Genomic DNA, 15,406 nt, shown 5'->3' on the forward strand with positions numbered 1-15,406 from the left:
AAGTGTCAACAGAGAAACAATATCCAATGACCGTTGCTGGGAAACAAAAATTAGAAGAAGAATTAGAGTTATTAAAAACGGTAAAACGTAAAGAGGTAGTAGAACGTATTAAGATTGCAAGAAGCTTCGGTGACTTATCCGAAAACTCGGAATATGATTCTGCAAAAGAAGACCAAGCATTCGTAGAAGGAAGAATTTCTACTCTTGAGTCAATGATTCGAAATGCAGTTATTATTGAAGAAGAAGGCAATAATGATACTGTATCACTAGGGAAAACGGTAACATTTATCGAAATTCCTGACGGTGATGAAGAAACTTATACAATCGTTGGTTCAGCAGAAGCTGATCCACTGGAAGGTCTAATTTCAAATGATTCACCTATCGCTAAAGGTTTACTTGGTAAAACAATTGGTGAAAAAGTGAAAATAGTCACTCCAGGCGGAGAAATGGACGTAGAAATAAAATCGATTTCGTAACGAAGAAAGAGGTAAACGACAATGTTTACCTCTTTTTTAAAAGAAAAGGAAAGTAATTATTCTTCTACATAACGGATTTTACGTCTGTAACGTAAATCAATTAAATTCATAGTACATAAGTAAGGAAATAGAGTAATAGAAAGTGGTTGCCAAATGGAGCTATTGAAATTAATTTTTCACTGGACAAGTCAGGCAGTCGTTGTGTTACCAATGTCACTTTCTTAAAGTTAGAAATATGTCTAAAGCCTTCCTCAAACGTTAGGAATAGGTATTAATCTATAAGGTATCTGTAATTTTGTTCATGGAAAATGAAACAAAATATACTTTATTAACGTCTTATAATATTGTATTCTCTAATCTATGGAGGAGGAATTAGATGAAAGAAAATAATCGTCGTATGAACTCAAGGCTAAATAGAAAGAAAAAAACAAATAAAATACTAAATATATTAATTGGTATAGTACTACTTTTAATTATCGTAGTTGTTGTAAATATTGTAACGGACGATAGTGCAGAGGAAGCAAACGTAGAACAAACTGTTTCCGATAATGAAGAAACGGTGGATGACACTTCAGAAGAAAACTCAACTAATCAAGAGGAAGATGATACTTCTGCGAACGAATCGGTTTCGCAAAATGAGTCAAACGAATCTTCATCGGCTGAAGAAGATGATACAACAGTAGATCAATCCCAGAATACTAACGATTCTAGTACTACTGAACGTCCTAGCAGTAGTCCAATCAGTGACAATGAAACAGTGGACCCTTCATGGGAACCAATTGGCACAAAACAAACTGGTGAACATGTCTCTAGCTATGATAGTTCATCGGTTGACTGGGCTGAGAAGGTAGAAGCACTTGCATATGCAGCAGGGTTGGATTCTTCTAATATGTATGTGAAGTTTTTAGGTAATGGTGGAAGTCCTCAAAAATCGATTGGAACCGTTACTTCGAAGGATGGAAAAGAAATTTATCGAATCCATTTAGAATGGGTAGATGGCCAAGGATGGAAACCAACAAAAAGAGAAAAGTTGTCAACATTAGAAGACGCCTCTTGACTTCAAGGGCGTCTTTGTCTTATTTTAAAAGAAGTGCTTTATCTTCATTCAGCAATTACTCTCACCTCAATAGATGAGATGAATGCTGTTTTGTTTACTGTTCAGCGGGTATTCAAGCGCCCGCTAAAAGAAGATAAAGCCTCCGGCGGATGTCACAGATTTTGAAAGGAGTCAATCGAGTAAGCTCGAATCAAAATCTGGACGCAATTACGCCAAGGCGTAATTGATAGAGAGGAGAAAAAAAGATGAAAATTGCAGTTATCGGTGCAATGGAGCAAGAGGTAGAATTATTACGAAATGAAATAGAAAATGCAGAAACAAAATTAATTGCAAATAGCGAGTTTACAATCGGTACATACAAAAATCATGAAGTAATTCTTTTGAAAAGCGGAATAGGTAAAGTAAATGCCGCAATGACAACGGCAATTCTTCTGAACGAGTATAAACCAGACTACGTTATTAATACAGGTTCAGCTGGCGGCTATGATCCAACCCTTTCAGTAGGAGCAATTGTTATTTCAGATGAAGTACGACATCATGATGTAGATGTGACAGCTTTTGGCTATGAGATTGGACAAGTGCCACAACTTCCAGCTGCATTTAAATCGGACGAGACTTTGATGAAACTAGCAGAAGCTGCGGTAAAAGAAATTGGAGAGCATGAAACGGCTACTGGGTTAATCGCGACTGGTGATATTTTCATGCATAATCCTGAAAAAGTAGAAGAGGTTCGTCGTCATTTTCCGCAGATGAAAGCGTGTGAAATGGAAGCGGCAGCTGTAGCACAAGTTTGTCATCAATTCGAAGTTCCTTTCGTTGTCATACGCTCTTTATCAGATATTGCAGGAAAAGAATCTTCTATAAGTTTTGATGAATTTTTACCCGTTGCAGCTAAGCATTCGACTGAAATCGTATTGCGTGTAGTAGAGAAGTTATAATTTGTCATGAATTAGACAAACTAGAATAGTTACTTTTATATTAATAATTTTTCCGTTCTATGCTATGATATAGGAACAAACGCTTTCATTTTCTTAGAGGGGGTAATGGAATGATCTTTTTAATGGGAATGTCTATTTTAATTACGGCTGTTTTAGCATTTATTATGATAGCAGAGACAAGTGAGGATTAAGTTCTTCTAAGCTCTTTTGGTGTTTGATACATCAAAAGAGTTTTTTTCATGAATATAAGACTGGTATAGTTTGACGAGTGCACGTTTTTCAATTCGTGAAACGTAGCTTCGAGATATTTTCAATTGCTTCGATATTTCTTTTTGGGTCATTGGCTCATGCCCAAGTAAGCCATATCGTCTAATCACAATATCTAGCTCTCGTTTTTCTAAATGAGATAAATGTGTATACAATCTGTTTGTATCTTCTTCATCAACAAGTTGCTCATCGGTACTTTTATCCATATTCTGAAGCAAATCTGTTATCTCCAAAGAATGGCCGTCTTTATCCATTCCGATTGGTTCGTGCAGTGAAACGTCTTTTTGTACTTTTTTCAATGAACGTAAATACATAAGAATTTCATTTTCTATACATCTTGCTGCATAGGTTGCTAGTTTTGTTTTTTTAGTAGGTGTATAGCTATTTACTGCTTTCATCAATCCAATTGTACCAATGGAGATATAATCGTCTAAGAGCTCGTGTTTTGGATGGAATTTTTTGACGACATGTGCCACAAGCCGCATATTTCGTTCGATTAGTTCGTCTCTTGCGGACAAGTCACCTTCCAAAAAACGATCGATCATTACTTTTTCTTCTTCTGGCGAAAATGGTTGATGAAACGCCTGACCCTTTAAGTAACCGAGAACAAGAGGGAGATCTGAGACAACACTTATAAATGCAGTCAAAAGACCAGAAATACTATTCACCTCCATCAAGTTATACACTATTACTATATGTCGAAAAACATAGGAATATGAAAAAAACGACTGCAAGTAGCAATCGTTCAAATTCCTTGGAAAAGTATTTATCCCGCATTAACGGGCAGTAAGACTCCCACTTCAAGATTTAAGAAAAGCGATAAAGATAAGTGGGAGATGACGGGGACTAAAAGCGCGACGTCCATGTCGCAACGTCCTGTGCGTAGAAAACCCCCACTGATTTAAGTTTCACTTTATACTTTTTTCAGTGTAAAAGTACTGATCATTAAAAAAGCAAGAATGATAAATAAAAACATGTAAGAAACTGAAGGTATCGTATCAATAGCAAAATAAGATAGCGTTAATATAACCCCTGCAACTGTAATAGGGAGCCCTGTAAAAAATCCATTTGATTCCGATATATTGAAACGGGCAAGTCTAAATGCGCCACAAGCAATATAAATGATTGTTATTGCCATTCCTGCTGTACTAAATTCTTGTAAAACTAGGGAATATAATAATAAGGCAGGTGCTACACCAAAAGATATAATATCACTCATCGAGTCGAGTTGTTTTCCAAGTTCCGATTCAAGATGAAACTTTCTTGCAACCATTCCATCGAAACGGTCTAATAAACCTGCTATAAATATAAATAACACACTGTATGCAGGAGCATCATTCATCGTTGCCATAATGGCTGCGCCACCAAATGCAAGATTTGCAATAGTAATCATATTTGCTGCATGTGATTTCAATTTTTTTCGGGTATTGGACATAATACTTTGTAAATACATTGTAAATCACTCCTTTACAAACCAACTATTTTGTTTATTATACTTTGAATAAGTAAAAAATGTAAGCAATTGTTTATAGGGAGATAGAGATGAGAGAAAAATTATATCAATCGATGATTGAGTTAACGAACGGTAAATGGTCTTCTACTATTATTCAATCCTTTGCTCGATCCAAGCTAAGTAAAACGATCATACCCTCATATATTAAATATTTTAATATAACTTTACAAGATGTTACTCAACCTATAAATGATTTTTCTACTTTGAATGAGTTTTTTATTCGTGAAGTGTCAACAAAGAGCAGACCAATACATGCTGGAACAAACAGTATTATAAGTCCTGTTGATGCAACAGTAGAAACATTCGGTCCTATTACAAAAGATGGTATTTTCTTTGTGAAAGACAAACCATATACCTTAGAAAACTTACTAGGGTCGTCAAAGATTGCAGAGCAGTTTGTAAATGGAAAGTACATCATTTTATATTTGAGTCCAGCTGAGTATCATCGTATCCATGCACCGGTCGACGGTGAAGTAATTCGTCAATATATGCTCGGAAAAAAATCTTATCCAGTTAATAAATGGGGTCTACAATATGGAAAAGAAGCAATCAGTGGAAATTACCGTTTGTTAACACAATTATGTATGCCAAACCATAAGCATTGTTTTCATATTAAAGTGGGGGCCATGTTCGTCAACTCGATTGAACTAACAAATACTTCTTCCACATGGAAAAAAGGCGAGGAAGTTGGTTATTTCTCGTTTGGATCAACTGTTGTTTTATTGTTTGAAGAGGATAGTATGGAGTTTTCTGCTACTTTGAAAGCTGGAAAGTTTGTACGAATGGGTGAGATAGTGGCAAATATGCTATAATCGTAAAAAGAAAAAGCGTCGAATTGGAGTGTTCGTTTTTGTATTCATATTTTATACCAAGTGAATTTGTGAGAAGCATCTTTCATATAACACCAGAATTTTTAAAAGAAAAAGGTGTGAAAGCGGTTATTACAGATTTAGATAACACACTAGTAGAGTGGGATCGTCCTAATGCAACACCAAAGTTAATTGAATGGTTTACTAGCATGAAGGCTGCTGGCATTCAAGTTACGATCGTTTCAAATAACAATGAATTACGAGTTAAGTCTTTTGCAGAACCACTCGAAATTCCTTTTATATCAAAAGCGCGTAAACCGTTAGGGAAAGCTTTCAAACAAGCGGTGAATAAAATGAATGTAAATCGGGAGGAAGTAGTTGTCATTGGAGACCAGCTCTTAACAGATGTGTTCGGTGGAAATCGACAAAAGCTTCATACGATTTTAGTCATTCCAGTTGCAAATTCAGATGGGTTTGTAACTAAATTTAATCGTATCGTTGAACGTAGAATTTTTAGTTATCTTGATAAAAAAGGTCAAGTAACATGGGAGGAAGAAGAGTGACAGAAGCACCAAAATGTATCGGTTGTGGAACAATTATTCAAACAGAGAAAGTAGGAGAGCCGGGATATGCCCCAGTTTCCTCATTGGAAAAAGAAGACATCATTTGTCAGCGTTGTTTTAGATTAAAAAATTACAATGAATTACAACCTGTTTCCTTAACGGACGATGATTTTTTACGAATTTTAAATGGTTTAGGAACGCAAAAAGGATTAATTGTTAAGATTGTCGATATATTTGACTTTAATGGTAGTTGGCTGCCTGGACTACATCGTTTTGTAGGAAATAATCCGATTTTGTTAATTGCGAATAAAGCGGACTTATTACCAAAGTCAGTGAAGAAAAATAAAGTGATTAACTGGATGAAACAAGAAGCGAAAAAATTAGGCTTGTCTCCAATTGATGTATTATTTGTGAGTGCACATAAAGGGACAGGTATGCCTGAGGCGATGGAAGCAATCGAGCATTACCGTAAAGGCGAAAATGTCTATGTTGTTGGTTGTACAAACGTTGGGAAATCAACTTTTATCAATCGTATTATTAAACAGGCAACAGGAGAAGATGCAGTTATTACAACCTCTCACTTTCCTGGAACAACACTGGATATGATTGAAATTCCATTGGACGATAAAAAAGCATTGTATGATACACCAGGTATTATCAATCATCATCAAATGGCACATTATTTAGATCCAACAGAGCTGAAATTTATCACCCCTAAAAAAGAAATTAAGCCAAAAGTGTTCCAATTAAACAGCGAGCAAACATTATTTTTAGGAGGATTATCTCGTTTCGATTTTATCAAAGGAGATCGTTCAGCATTTACTTGTCATATAGCAAACGATATTCCGATTCATCGAACGAAGCTTGAAAATGCGGACAACTTATATAAAGAGCATAAAGGGAAGCTATTATCTCCTCCATCGGAAGAGTTTGCAGATTTATTGCCACCTTTAGTGCGTCATGAATTTAAGATTAAAGATGCAAAAACAGATATTGTATTTTCAGGATTAGGTTGGATCACTGTCCAACAAGGTGGCGTAGTTGTCGCTGCTCATGCACCAGCTGGTGTAGAAGTATCAATTCGGCCATCGCTTATATAGGGGGTTTTTTAGTTGAAAAAATGGTTTGCTGTTATAGGAAAGCCAATTGCACATTCACTTTCTCCTTCTATGCATAGCGTATGGCTTAAGGAGCAACATATAGATGCTAGCTACATTCCAATTCTCGTTGAAGAAGAAAAACTTCAAGATGCCGTGAATTCGCTAAAGCTATTAGGTTGTAGCGGTTGGAATGTAACTGTGCCATATAAAGAAGCAATTATTCCTTATTTAGATGAAATAGACCAATCAGCAAGAGGCATCGGAGCCGTCAATACAGTTGTAAAAACGGAAGATGGTAGGTTTGTTGGATATAATACAGATGGATTAGGATTTATCGAATCACTGGGACCGATTAGTCAAACAAATAATATACTAATTGTTGGTGCTGGAGGAGCTGCGAAGGGTATCGCCCATGCCTTTAAACACTTAGGCTTTTCGCATATTGCGATTGCTAATCGTACATATGCTAATGCTCAACGTCTTGTGGAAGAATTACAGCTTGGACAAGCAATCACATTAGAAGTAGCAGAAGAGACGCTTGAACAGTTCGATATCATCATTCATACAACTCCCCAAGGGATGAAAAATAGTTCGACAACGCTACCAATTCAGCTCAACCAAATAAAAGAACATGCAATTGTAGCGGATATTGTATATAATCCTTTAGTTACCCCTTTTTTAGAGGAAGCGAAAAAATACAATGTTCGCACGGTAAATGGATTAGGAATGCTCGTACACCAAGGGGCTATTGCCTTCTCGTATTGGAATGGAGTAAAACCAAATACGGAACAAATGGTAGAACGTCTAACCGAGCAATTAGGAGGAAATTATGTTAACAGGTAAACAAAAAAGATTTTTACGTAGTCAAGCACATCACCTATCGCCAATTTTCCAAGTTGGAAAAGGTGGAGTCAATGATGCGATGATTAAACAGATTGGCGAAGCATTAGAAGTTCGTGAATTGATCAAAATTAGTATTTTACAAAACTGTGAAGACGAGAAGCAAGAAGTGGCAGAAGCACTTGCAAAAGGTGCCGGCGCTGAGCTTGTCCAATTAATCGGTTTAACAGTTGTATTATATAAACCTTCGAAAAATAATAAACGAATCGAGCTACCAAAAGCGAGTCGGGCATGAGTAAAAAAATAGGGATTTTAGGCGGTACATTCAATCCGCCTCATATTGGTCATTTAATCATCGCCAATGAAGTATTGCATGCCCTACGTCTAGATGAAGTAAGGTTCATGCCTAATGCAACCCCTCCACATAAACAAAAGGACGAGCAAGTAACGACAGCTCAAAGATTAAAAATGCTACAGCTTACGATTCGTGGTATTCCGAATATGTCAGTGGAAACAATTGAAATAGATCGTGGAGGTACTTCCTATACAATTGATACGATGGAAATGTTAATAGAACGAGAGCCGGAATCGTCGTTTTACTTCATCATTGGTGGCGATCAAGTGGAGTATTTACCGAAATGGCATCGCATTGATGAACTCGTTGAAAAAGTACAATTTATAGGTGTTCCTAGACCAAATACATCAATAGAAACTGCATATCCTATTAGTACAATTACGATTCCTCAAATAGATGTATCTTCTTCCCTAATTCGAAATCGATTGATGAATGGGCTAACGACAAAATATCTTATTCCCGATCGAGTGAAGGATTTCATTCAAAAGGAGAAGTTGTATGAAATTTGAGCATGTAATGGAGCAGATGAAGGCTAGGATGCCAGAAAAACGCTATATTCACACTAGAGGAGTGGCGACAACTGCCGTTCATCTTGCCGAAAAATATGGAGAAGATAGCGAAAAAGCAGAGCTTGCTGGTATTTTACACGATAGTGTGAAATATGCAGAAAAGGAATGGTTGAGAGAGAAAATTATCTCAGAAAAGATGGATCCTATTTTATTAGAGTTCCATCATGAACTTTGGCATGCCCCAGTTGGAAGTTATGTAGCTAAAAATGAATTTAATATAAATGATGAAGATATATTAAATGCGATTAAATACCATACTACAGGTCGAGCGGGTATGTCACGACTTGAAAAAATAATTTACATCTCCGATATGATAGAGCCTAGCCGTAATTTTCCTGGAGTAGAGCTTCTTAGAGAAAAAGCGGAACTAGATTTAGAAGATGCAATGATTAGTTGTATCCAGCATAGTATGACCTTCTTGATCGAAAAAAAACAGCCGGTGTTTCCGGATTCATTTCATTGCTACAATGATTTGATACAAAAGAAAGGAAAAGTGAACGAATGACAACGACAAAATCATTAGTAGAAATTGCTTATAAAGCAGCAGACGATAAACGAGCAGAGGACATCGTCGTATTAAATATGCAAGGGGTATCATTATTAGCAGATTACTTTTTAATCTGCCACGCAAACTCGGATCGCCAAGTACAAGCGATTGCAAAAGAATTAGAAGAGCAAGCAACGATTGCAGGATTCCACGTAAAGCGTTTGGAAGGCTTTGATGAAGCTAGATGGATTCTTGTAGATATGGGCGATGTAGTAGCACATGTATTCCACAAAGATGAGCGTGCTTATTATAATTTAGAGCGCCTTTGGGGAGACGCACCAATGATTGAAGTAGGGCAAGATGCATAATGGCAATGTACGACCGATTTGCCTATATTTATGATTTACTTATGTCCGATATACCATATGATAAATATGCAGAATGGGTGCAGGCAACTGCACCTGTTTCTAGCAGAAAACGATTAGTTGATATAGGGTGTGGCACTGGTGTGCTGAGTGTGAAATTTGCGAAAGCAGGCTATGAGGTAATCGGTGTAGATCTATCGGAAGCGATGTTAACGATTGCACATAACCGTAGTTTAGAGCAAGGCACAGATATTTCTTTCTTGTGCCAATCCATGGCTGAATTAGACGGCATTGACGACATAGATGTAGCAGTAATCGCAATCGATTCCCTCAATTATTTGGAAACGCTCGAAGAAGTGAAACAAACATTTGAACGTATTTATAAGGCTCTTACATCAGATGGACAGCTATTTTTCGATGTGCATTCCTTGTATAAAATGGATACCATTTTTCCCGATGGCCCGTTTACTTATGAAGACGAACAAGTTGCATACATATGGCATACGGAAATAGGCGATGAAGCACATTCTATTTATCATGACATGACTTTTTTTGTACGAGATGAAACAGGCTATTATGAGCGATTTGAAGAATCACATTATCAACGAACATATCCTTTAGAAACATTTACAGAGCTTTTAAAACAAATTGGCTTTGCTTCTGTCGTGGTTTCCACATCTATTTTTGAGGGACAGGATGAAAAAGAAATTGAACGTTATTTTATACATGCTACCAAATAATACTTTTCAAAGAGGGGTAAATTTAGTATAGTTTTTATAACTCCATATAATTTACCTCTTTTTCGAGAGGATGATATTTCTGTTTCGTTCATTAGTTCAGAAATACAAGAAGAAGCTGTTGCTCCCAACAACAGTAATCACGATCATATTATTTTTCATAATTCAATCCCAATTCAATTCAGCACCTCCCACAGCTGAAATCGTACAACCTATCCCATTTGAAGATTCCATTAAAGAAAACCAAGAAGATACAACTGAATATGTAGAAGATATCGCTATTTTTGTAGAAGTAAAAGGCGCGGTAAATAACCCTGGAGTATATGAACTCACGGAAGGCGATCGTGTATTAAATGCGATTGAGCTTGCTGGAGGTTATTTAGCTATGGCTAATAGTAAAAATATCAATCATGCACAGAGAGTAGTAGATGAGATGGTCATTTACGTACCGCTTGAAGGAGAAGAAATAGAAGAAATAGAAACGATGGAGACAACGCAATCGTCTAATTCCACTCTAGTAAACATCAATAAAGCGGATGCTACAATACTCACTACCTTACCTGGAGTCGGTCCCGCAAAAGCAGAAGCAATACTCGCATACCGTGAAGAAACCGGCAATTTTAAAGAAAAACAAGATTTAATGAATGTAACAGGCATAGGTCAAAAAACATTTGAAAAATTAGAACCCCTAATAACTGTGAAGTGATATTGACTGTTCACGATAAAAACTACTACACTAGAAGAAGTATATATATTGGAGGTAGTTATATGGAGCGAATTACATGGGACCAATTTTTCATGGCACAAAGCCATTTACTTGCTTTAAGAAGCACATGTACTAGATTAGCAGTAGGGGCAACAATCGTTCGTGATCGACGTATTATGGCAGGGGGCTATAATGGCTCAATTTCAGGTGGCGATCATTGTATCGATCATGGCTGTTACGTTGTTGATAATCATTGTGTGCGGACAATTCATGCAGAAATGAATGCTTTATTACAATGCTCGAAATATGGTGTGTCGGTAAATGGAGCAGATCTGTATGTGACCCATTTTCCTTGTTTGCCATGTACGAAATCAATCATTCAAGCAGGAATTTCCCGTCTTTATTATGCACAGGATTATAAAAACAACGAATATGCTATAGAGCTCTTAAGACAAGCGAATGTAGAAGTGATACAAGTACCTTTTGATGAGCGTAAAATTGACTTTTTAGGCGATGAAAAAGTTGCACTTTACATGGAGTTGCTTACGAAGTTACGTGAGAAAGGAGCAAGTATAGAAGAATTGGCTCCTTATGAAAAGAAGGTGGCAGAATTATTCGGCGTATAACTGTTCAGGGAAACTTTATTTATATAGCTTTATCAATTGTAATTGCTACAATTAGTGCGTATGAATCAGTAAAACTACTAGTGTTATTTGTTTTCCTTTTTTGTTGGCTAGTGTACAAGCAAAAGCATCTATTTTTTACGATCGGCACAATTCTCATTGGAGTTGTTTGTTATTTTTATGTGCAAGCAGTTATGCCGATGCAAGCAAGTGAAGTACATGTTAAGGAAATAACCTGGACGGACGTTTATCGGATAAACGGACAGTATATCCGAGGGTTTGCTATTTCGGAAGAGGGAGAAAAGTGGTATGTCCAGCTTAAGTTAGGTACAGAAACAGAAAAAGCTGCGTTTATGAAAGCTTCTCTTGCAGGGACGGTATTTCAAGTGATTCCAGAGGAAGGGGAAAAACGTCCTGCATCCCATGCCTATGCGTTTAACATGGATTCCTATATAAAAAGTAATGGGGCAGTTGGTCAGATGGCTGTAAAAACGTATCAGCTCATCGAGAAAAATGGGTCTTTTCTTGCGCATATGGCAGAAAAGCGATTTGCGATGAAAATGCATATACAAAATACGTTCCCATCTTCTCTTCAGTCAGAGGCTGAAGCACTTTTAATCGGAAGTAGAGAACAAATGCCTTCTGACATACAAGATGCTTATCAAACATTAGGAATTACGCATTTATTTGCGATATCTGGTCTTCATGTGGCCTTACTTGCATTGATGGTATACGAATCACTGATACGTATTGGGGTAAGAAGAGAAACGGCAAACTTATTTTTACTAATCGCTCTTCCGCTTTATGCATTTATCGCTGGAGGGGCTCCATCCGTATGGAGATCTGTTTCTGTAACTGAAATAGTTTTACTTAGTTTATTGTTTAAGAAAAAAATTGCTATCGATGATGCATTTTCATTAAGTGTGATTGGTTTTGTCTTGCTTACTCCGTGGGTCATTTTTCAAATTGGTTTTCAATTATCGTATTTGGCTGCGTTTTCGCTTATTTACTCCTCTGTGTTTTTGAGAAATAGTACTTCATATGTAATGCAGTCTTTTGTAATTACTGCCCTGTGTCAATTAATTGTTTATCCTATTCTCCTGTACCAGTTTTATGAAATTTCCATATCCTCATTCCTTGCAAATTTAGTTTTTGTACCGCTGTTTTCATTTATCATATTACCTATTAATCTCATTTTCCTGTTTCTTACGTATATCTCTACTTCAGTTAGTGATTTTCTTTTTCATTTATATGAACCAGTACGCCTTTTATTAGGTGATTTGATCATCTACTTAGGAACTTTACCTTATCAAATGTGGAACCCGATGAAACCGTCCCTGCTGCTTGTATTCCTAGCTTATGGAACAGTGTTGTTCTTTTTTATCTCGATTGAGCGAAAGAAGCAGCTTGTTTTTTGTAGTTTTCTTCTTGTATTGCCAATGGGTATTATGCAAATTACTCCATATTTAGATTCTTCAACGAAAATAACCTTTTTAAATGTAGGGCAAGGGGATTGTATCGTCATTGAAATGCCTTATCGAAAAGAAATAATTATGATTGATACGGGGGGAGTCTTACGGTTTGAACAAGATGCATGGAAAAAAACAAATGAAGACTATGAAGTGGGAAGGCAAATCGTTGTACCATTCTTAAAAGGAAAAGGTATAACTAAAATAGATACTCTGGTACTTACGCATGCAGATGCGGACCATATGGAAGGTGCAGAGGAAGTTCTTCAGGAAGTGCGAGTAGATGAAATTCATATTACGCCTGGGTCTACTAATAAAAATGGCATGCGAGATTTGATGGAGGAAGTAAGGGAGCAACATATTCCTATGATAGAAAAAGGCGCGGGAGAAAAAATAGATTCGAGCTATTTTCAATTTCAATATATCTACCCAACGGATGCTACATACGAAGGAAATAATGATTCGCTTGTCCTATCCATGCAAAATCGCTATTTTCATGGATTATTTATGGGGGATATAGAGAAAGAAGGAGAGCTGGAATTGGTGAAGAAATACCCGGAAGCTTTAAAAGATATAACATTACTGAAGATTGGACATCATGGGAGTAAAACTTCTAGTGAGCAATCCTTTTTAGAACTCACAAATCCAGCTATTTCAATCATTTCTGCGGGATTTGGAAATAGATTTGGTCACCCACACCAAGAGGTAGTCGAGCGTTTAGATGCGCTACAAATTCCTTTTTTACTAACAAGTAGAGAGGGCACGATTGAAGTGGAAATAACGAAAAGTGGAGAGCTATCAGTGACATCTCCCTAGAAACTAAAAAAGGGTTTGCCTAGTATAGACAAATCCCTTTTTTAGTGATTATCGAGAAACAAACTCAACAATTACTGCAATAGCGAACATAATTGTAAAAAATCCAAAGGAGACTACAAAACCTACGCCCGAGTCAATAGCGTCGTTACGCTTCGACTGTACATTTTGTTCAAATTCATTCATTATTACCCCTCCTATTTCCACCTAATTATATAGGATAGCCTATTAAAAATCTACATGGAATGTTTTATTTCTCCATTCCTACTGACAATGTCACAAATTATTCACTACTTTTACGCTATAATAAAGACAAACATACAGTAGTAAGGAGATCTAGAATGATTTCAGAAAAGTGGATGCAAATAGCAAACGATGATTTGTCGGATGTTTATTTATTATACGGAACAGAAGCGTATTTTATAGAAGAGACAATAAAAAGATTGAAAAGGAAATTAAATGAGCATGGAGAAACCGAAATAATAACGTTCGATTTAGAAGAAAAAAGCGTAGACGAAGTTATATACGAAGCCGATACCATTCCTTTTTTCTCAGACAAAAAGCTTGTGATTGCCAAAAATGCCTTCTTTTTAAAAGCTACAGAAAAAGGAAAAGAAAAAATAGTGCATGATACAGTCAATTTAGAAAAGTGGCTACAAAGCCCTTCTCCAACAGCGATCGTTGTTTTTATCGCACCATATGAGAAATTAGATGAGCGTAAAAAAATTACAAAGGCCATGAAACAATCAGCTAATGTAATCGAGGCAACTAGCTTGCAAGCACATGATTTAAAAAGCTGGGTACTTCATGAACTTAAAACACACGGTAAAACAATGTCTGAGGAAACGATTGAGCGTTTCATCGAATTTGGCGGAACCGATTTAGTTCATTTGCAAACAGAATTAGCGAAAATAGCGACGTATGTGGGAGAAACAGTAGAAATCGATACAGAGACAGTAAAAAAATTACTTGTCCGAACGTTGGAGCAGGACGTTTTTACACTTGGAAATGCTTATTTTGCGGGGAACAAGAGCGAAGCGATAGCCATTTATCATGATCTATTAAAGCAAAAAGAAGATCCGTTAAAGTTAAACGCATTGATCGCAACGCAAGTAAGGTTAATGGTGCAAGTAGGCCATTTAAAGAAAAAGGGGTATCACGCCCAACAAATAGCCGGCCAACTAAAGGTTCATCCATACCGAGTGAAATTGCTTTTTGACAATCCCATTTTGTATAACGAAGAAAAACTACTACAGACCTTAAATGATCTAGCGACAGTAGATTTGCAATTAAAAACATTAAATATTAATCGAGACCGAATATTGGAATTGTTTTTGATGAAATAAATCAAGTCTGTTGATCAACCAATTTCTACTATTAAAGTTTCACAAAAAATGCGGAAAGTTACCATTTTGGACTTGCAGCTGTAAGTTTTCGGCTCGCTTTGGACGAAAAGAACACTACATCATTACCGAGCGAGGGTAAGTGCCTATTTGAAGAGGAGTACAGTCTAAGAACGCGACATTATGACGCCACGATTGTCTGATCCACATGGTGCTCGTCCTTGAAGTAACAATTTCAGTCACTCAATCACTGTCTACAAGTTATTCATTGCTTATTTTTGCAGAGTCAACCCTGGCAGTTGGTGTTACTATATTGAAGAGAGAAACTTCTTTATACTCGAAAATGTGGTTAAAAATAGAGAAGGACAGAGCAGCC

The 15,406-nt window shown here is 36.7% G+C and carries 19 protein-coding genes; 16 read left to right on the forward strand and 3 right to left on the reverse strand.

Translation table 11 applies throughout. The features are described 5' to 3' along the window. Positions 1-2 precede the first annotated feature (2 nt). The 3 genes from greA (at position 3) to mtnN (ending at position 2,471) form a co-directional block, all read left to right on the forward strand. The gene (gene greA, locus ACIP9W_RS01710; protein WP_142538254.1) at positions 3-476 is read left to right on the forward strand and encodes a transcription elongation factor GreA; all 474 of its coding nucleotides are present in this window, start codon (positions 3-5) and stop codon (positions 474-476) included. Positions 477-852: 376 nt separating this feature from the next. Further along, positions 853-1,533 (forward strand): YrrS family protein, encoded by a 681-nt coding sequence (locus ACIP9W_RS01715; RefSeq protein ID WP_400785413.1) that lies wholly within the window; start codon positions 853-855, stop codon positions 1,531-1,533. 245 nt (positions 1,534-1,778) lie between these two features. Further along, on the forward strand, positions 1,779-2,471 hold the full coding sequence (gene mtnN, locus ACIP9W_RS01720) for a 5'-methylthioadenosine/S-adenosylhomocysteine nucleosidase (RefSeq protein ID WP_400785415.1): 693 nt from the start codon (positions 1,779-1,781) through the stop codon (positions 2,469-2,471). A 197-nt stretch (positions 2,472-2,668) separates the two neighbouring features. Here mtnN and sigK read toward each other — a convergent pair whose 3' ends face one another. Further along, entirely contained in the window at positions 2,669-3,397 is a 729-nt protein-coding gene (gene sigK / locus ACIP9W_RS01725) for an RNA polymerase sporulation sigma factor SigK (RefSeq protein ID WP_093267153.1), read from the reverse strand. A 254-nt stretch (positions 3,398-3,651) separates the two neighbouring features. Then, a complete protein-coding gene (gene pssA, locus ACIP9W_RS01730; RefSeq protein ID WP_400785417.1) occupies positions 3,652-4,191 on the reverse strand; it encodes a CDP-diacylglycerol--serine O-phosphatidyltransferase in 540 nt (179 codons plus the stop codon). A gap of 89 nt (positions 4,192-4,280) precedes the next feature. Between pssA and ACIP9W_RS01735 the strand changes: the two genes are divergently transcribed. From ACIP9W_RS01735 to ACIP9W_RS01790, 12 genes are all read left to right on the forward strand, one after another. Beyond that, positions 4,281-5,063 carry a phosphatidylserine decarboxylase gene (locus ACIP9W_RS01735; protein ID WP_400785419.1) on the forward strand — a complete coding sequence of 261 codons (783 nt, stop codon included), beginning with the start codon at positions 4,281-4,283 and terminating at the stop codon, positions 5,061-5,063. A gap of 38 nt (positions 5,064-5,101) precedes the next feature. Continuing rightward, complete coding sequence (locus ACIP9W_RS01740; RefSeq protein ID WP_282243610.1) at positions 5,102-5,623, forward strand: YqeG family HAD IIIA-type phosphatase; 522 nt, start codon at positions 5,102-5,104, stop codon at positions 5,621-5,623. Beyond that, positions 5,620-6,723 (forward strand): ribosome biogenesis GTPase YqeH, encoded by a 1,104-nt coding sequence (yqeH, locus tag ACIP9W_RS01745; protein WP_400785421.1) that lies wholly within the window; start codon positions 5,620-5,622, stop codon positions 6,721-6,723. Before ACIP9W_RS01740 ends, yqeH begins: the two co-directional genes overlap by 4 nt. 12 nt (positions 6,724-6,735) lie before the next feature. Then, positions 6,736-7,566, forward strand: coding sequence for a shikimate dehydrogenase (gene aroE / locus ACIP9W_RS01750; protein ID WP_400785423.1), 831 nt, complete (start codon positions 6,736-6,738; stop codon positions 7,564-7,566). Beyond that, the gene (gene yhbY, locus ACIP9W_RS01755; protein ID WP_282243606.1) at positions 7,553-7,858 is read left to right on the forward strand and encodes a ribosome assembly RNA-binding protein YhbY; all 306 of its coding nucleotides are present in this window, start codon (positions 7,553-7,555) and stop codon (positions 7,856-7,858) included. Before aroE ends, yhbY begins: the two co-directional genes overlap by 14 nt. Then, entirely contained in the window at positions 7,855-8,427 is a 573-nt protein-coding gene (locus tag ACIP9W_RS01760; RefSeq protein ID WP_400785425.1) for a nicotinate-nucleotide adenylyltransferase, read from the forward strand. Before yhbY ends, ACIP9W_RS01760 begins: the two co-directional genes overlap by 4 nt. Then, a complete protein-coding gene (gene yqeK, locus ACIP9W_RS01765) occupies positions 8,417-8,992 on the forward strand; it encodes a bis(5'-nucleosyl)-tetraphosphatase (symmetrical) YqeK (protein ID WP_400785427.1) in 576 nt (191 codons plus the stop codon). The genes ACIP9W_RS01760 and yqeK overlap by 11 nt, the downstream gene beginning before the upstream one ends. Continuing rightward, complete coding sequence (gene rsfS / locus ACIP9W_RS01770) at positions 8,989-9,342, forward strand: ribosome silencing factor (protein ID WP_142538265.1); 354 nt, start codon at positions 8,989-8,991, stop codon at positions 9,340-9,342. The genes yqeK and rsfS overlap by 4 nt, the downstream gene beginning before the upstream one ends. After that, a complete protein-coding gene (locus ACIP9W_RS01775; protein WP_400785429.1) occupies positions 9,342-10,079 on the forward strand; it encodes a class I SAM-dependent DNA methyltransferase in 738 nt (245 codons plus the stop codon). The genes rsfS and ACIP9W_RS01775 overlap by 1 nt, the downstream gene beginning before the upstream one ends. A 118-nt stretch (positions 10,080-10,197) precedes the next feature. Continuing rightward, positions 10,198-10,782, forward strand: coding sequence for a helix-hairpin-helix domain-containing protein (locus ACIP9W_RS01780; RefSeq protein ID WP_400785431.1), 585 nt, complete (start codon positions 10,198-10,200; stop codon positions 10,780-10,782). Positions 10,783-10,844: 62 nt separating this feature from the next. Continuing rightward, the gene (locus tag ACIP9W_RS01785) at positions 10,845-11,408 is read left to right on the forward strand and encodes a ComE operon protein 2 (RefSeq protein WP_400785433.1); all 564 of its coding nucleotides are present in this window, start codon (positions 10,845-10,847) and stop codon (positions 11,406-11,408) included. A gap of 197 nt (positions 11,409-11,605) precedes the next feature. Then, a complete protein-coding gene (locus ACIP9W_RS01790) occupies positions 11,606-13,690 on the forward strand; it encodes a DNA internalization-related competence protein ComEC/Rec2 (protein ID WP_400785435.1) in 2,085 nt (694 codons plus the stop codon). A 48-nt stretch (positions 13,691-13,738) separates the two neighbouring features. Here the strand turns inward: ACIP9W_RS01790 and ACIP9W_RS01795 are convergent, their stop codons facing one another. Further along, positions 13,739-13,873 (reverse strand): YqzM family protein, encoded by a 135-nt coding sequence (locus ACIP9W_RS01795; RefSeq protein ID WP_093266124.1) that lies wholly within the window; start codon positions 13,871-13,873, stop codon positions 13,739-13,741. 155 nt (positions 13,874-14,028) lie between these two features. Between ACIP9W_RS01795 and holA the strand changes: the two genes are divergently transcribed. Next, positions 14,029-15,033: a DNA polymerase III subunit delta gene (gene holA, locus ACIP9W_RS01800; RefSeq protein WP_400785437.1), complete on the forward strand. Its 1,005-nt coding sequence runs from the start codon at positions 14,029-14,031 to the stop codon at positions 15,031-15,033. Positions 15,034-15,406: the final 373 nt, after the last annotated feature.

Source organism: Psychrobacillus sp. NPDC093180 (genome assembly GCF_044754065.1).
Lineage (GTDB): Bacteria > Bacillota > Bacilli > Bacillales_A > Planococcaceae > Psychrobacillus.

What these genes read in the sequence shown, in the direction of transcription:
- ACIP9W_RS01715 (WP_400785413.1), top strand. Translation starts at nt 853, where the DNA reads ATGAAAGAAAATAATCGTCGTATGAACTCAAGGCTAAATAGAAAGAAA.
- yhbY (WP_282243606.1), top strand. Translation starts at nt 7,553, where the DNA reads ATGTTAACAGGTAAACAAAAAAGATTTTTACGTAGTCAAGCACATCAC.
- ACIP9W_RS01760 (WP_400785425.1), top strand. Translation starts at nt 7,855, where the DNA reads ATGAGTAAAAAAATAGGGATTTTAGGCGGTACATTCAATCCGCCTCAT.
- pssA (WP_400785417.1), bottom strand. Translation starts at nt 4,191, where the DNA reads ATGTATTTACAAAGTATTATGTCCAATACCCGAAAAAAATTGAAATCA.
- ACIP9W_RS01795 (WP_093266124.1), bottom strand. Translation starts at nt 13,873, where the DNA reads ATGAATGAATTTGAACAAAATGTACAGTCGAAGCGTAACGACGCTATT.
- mtnN (WP_400785415.1), top strand. Translation starts at nt 1,779, where the DNA reads ATGAAAATTGCAGTTATCGGTGCAATGGAGCAAGAGGTAGAATTATTA.
- holA (WP_400785437.1), top strand. Translation starts at nt 14,029, where the DNA reads ATGATTTCAGAAAAGTGGATGCAAATAGCAAACGATGATTTGTCGGAT.
- rsfS (WP_142538265.1), top strand. Translation starts at nt 8,989, where the DNA reads ATGACAACGACAAAATCATTAGTAGAAATTGCTTATAAAGCAGCAGAC.
- ACIP9W_RS01735 (WP_400785419.1), top strand. Translation starts at nt 4,281, where the DNA reads ATGAGAGAAAAATTATATCAATCGATGATTGAGTTAACGAACGGTAAA.
- ACIP9W_RS01790 (WP_400785435.1), top strand. Translation starts at nt 11,606, where the DNA reads ATGCAAGCAAGTGAAGTACATGTTAAGGAAATAACCTGGACGGACGTT.
- yqeK (WP_400785427.1), top strand. Translation starts at nt 8,417, where the DNA reads ATGAAATTTGAGCATGTAATGGAGCAGATGAAGGCTAGGATGCCAGAA.
- ACIP9W_RS01775 (WP_400785429.1), top strand. Translation starts at nt 9,342, where the DNA reads ATGGCAATGTACGACCGATTTGCCTATATTTATGATTTACTTATGTCC.
- ACIP9W_RS01785 (WP_400785433.1), top strand. Translation starts at nt 10,845, where the DNA reads ATGGAGCGAATTACATGGGACCAATTTTTCATGGCACAAAGCCATTTA.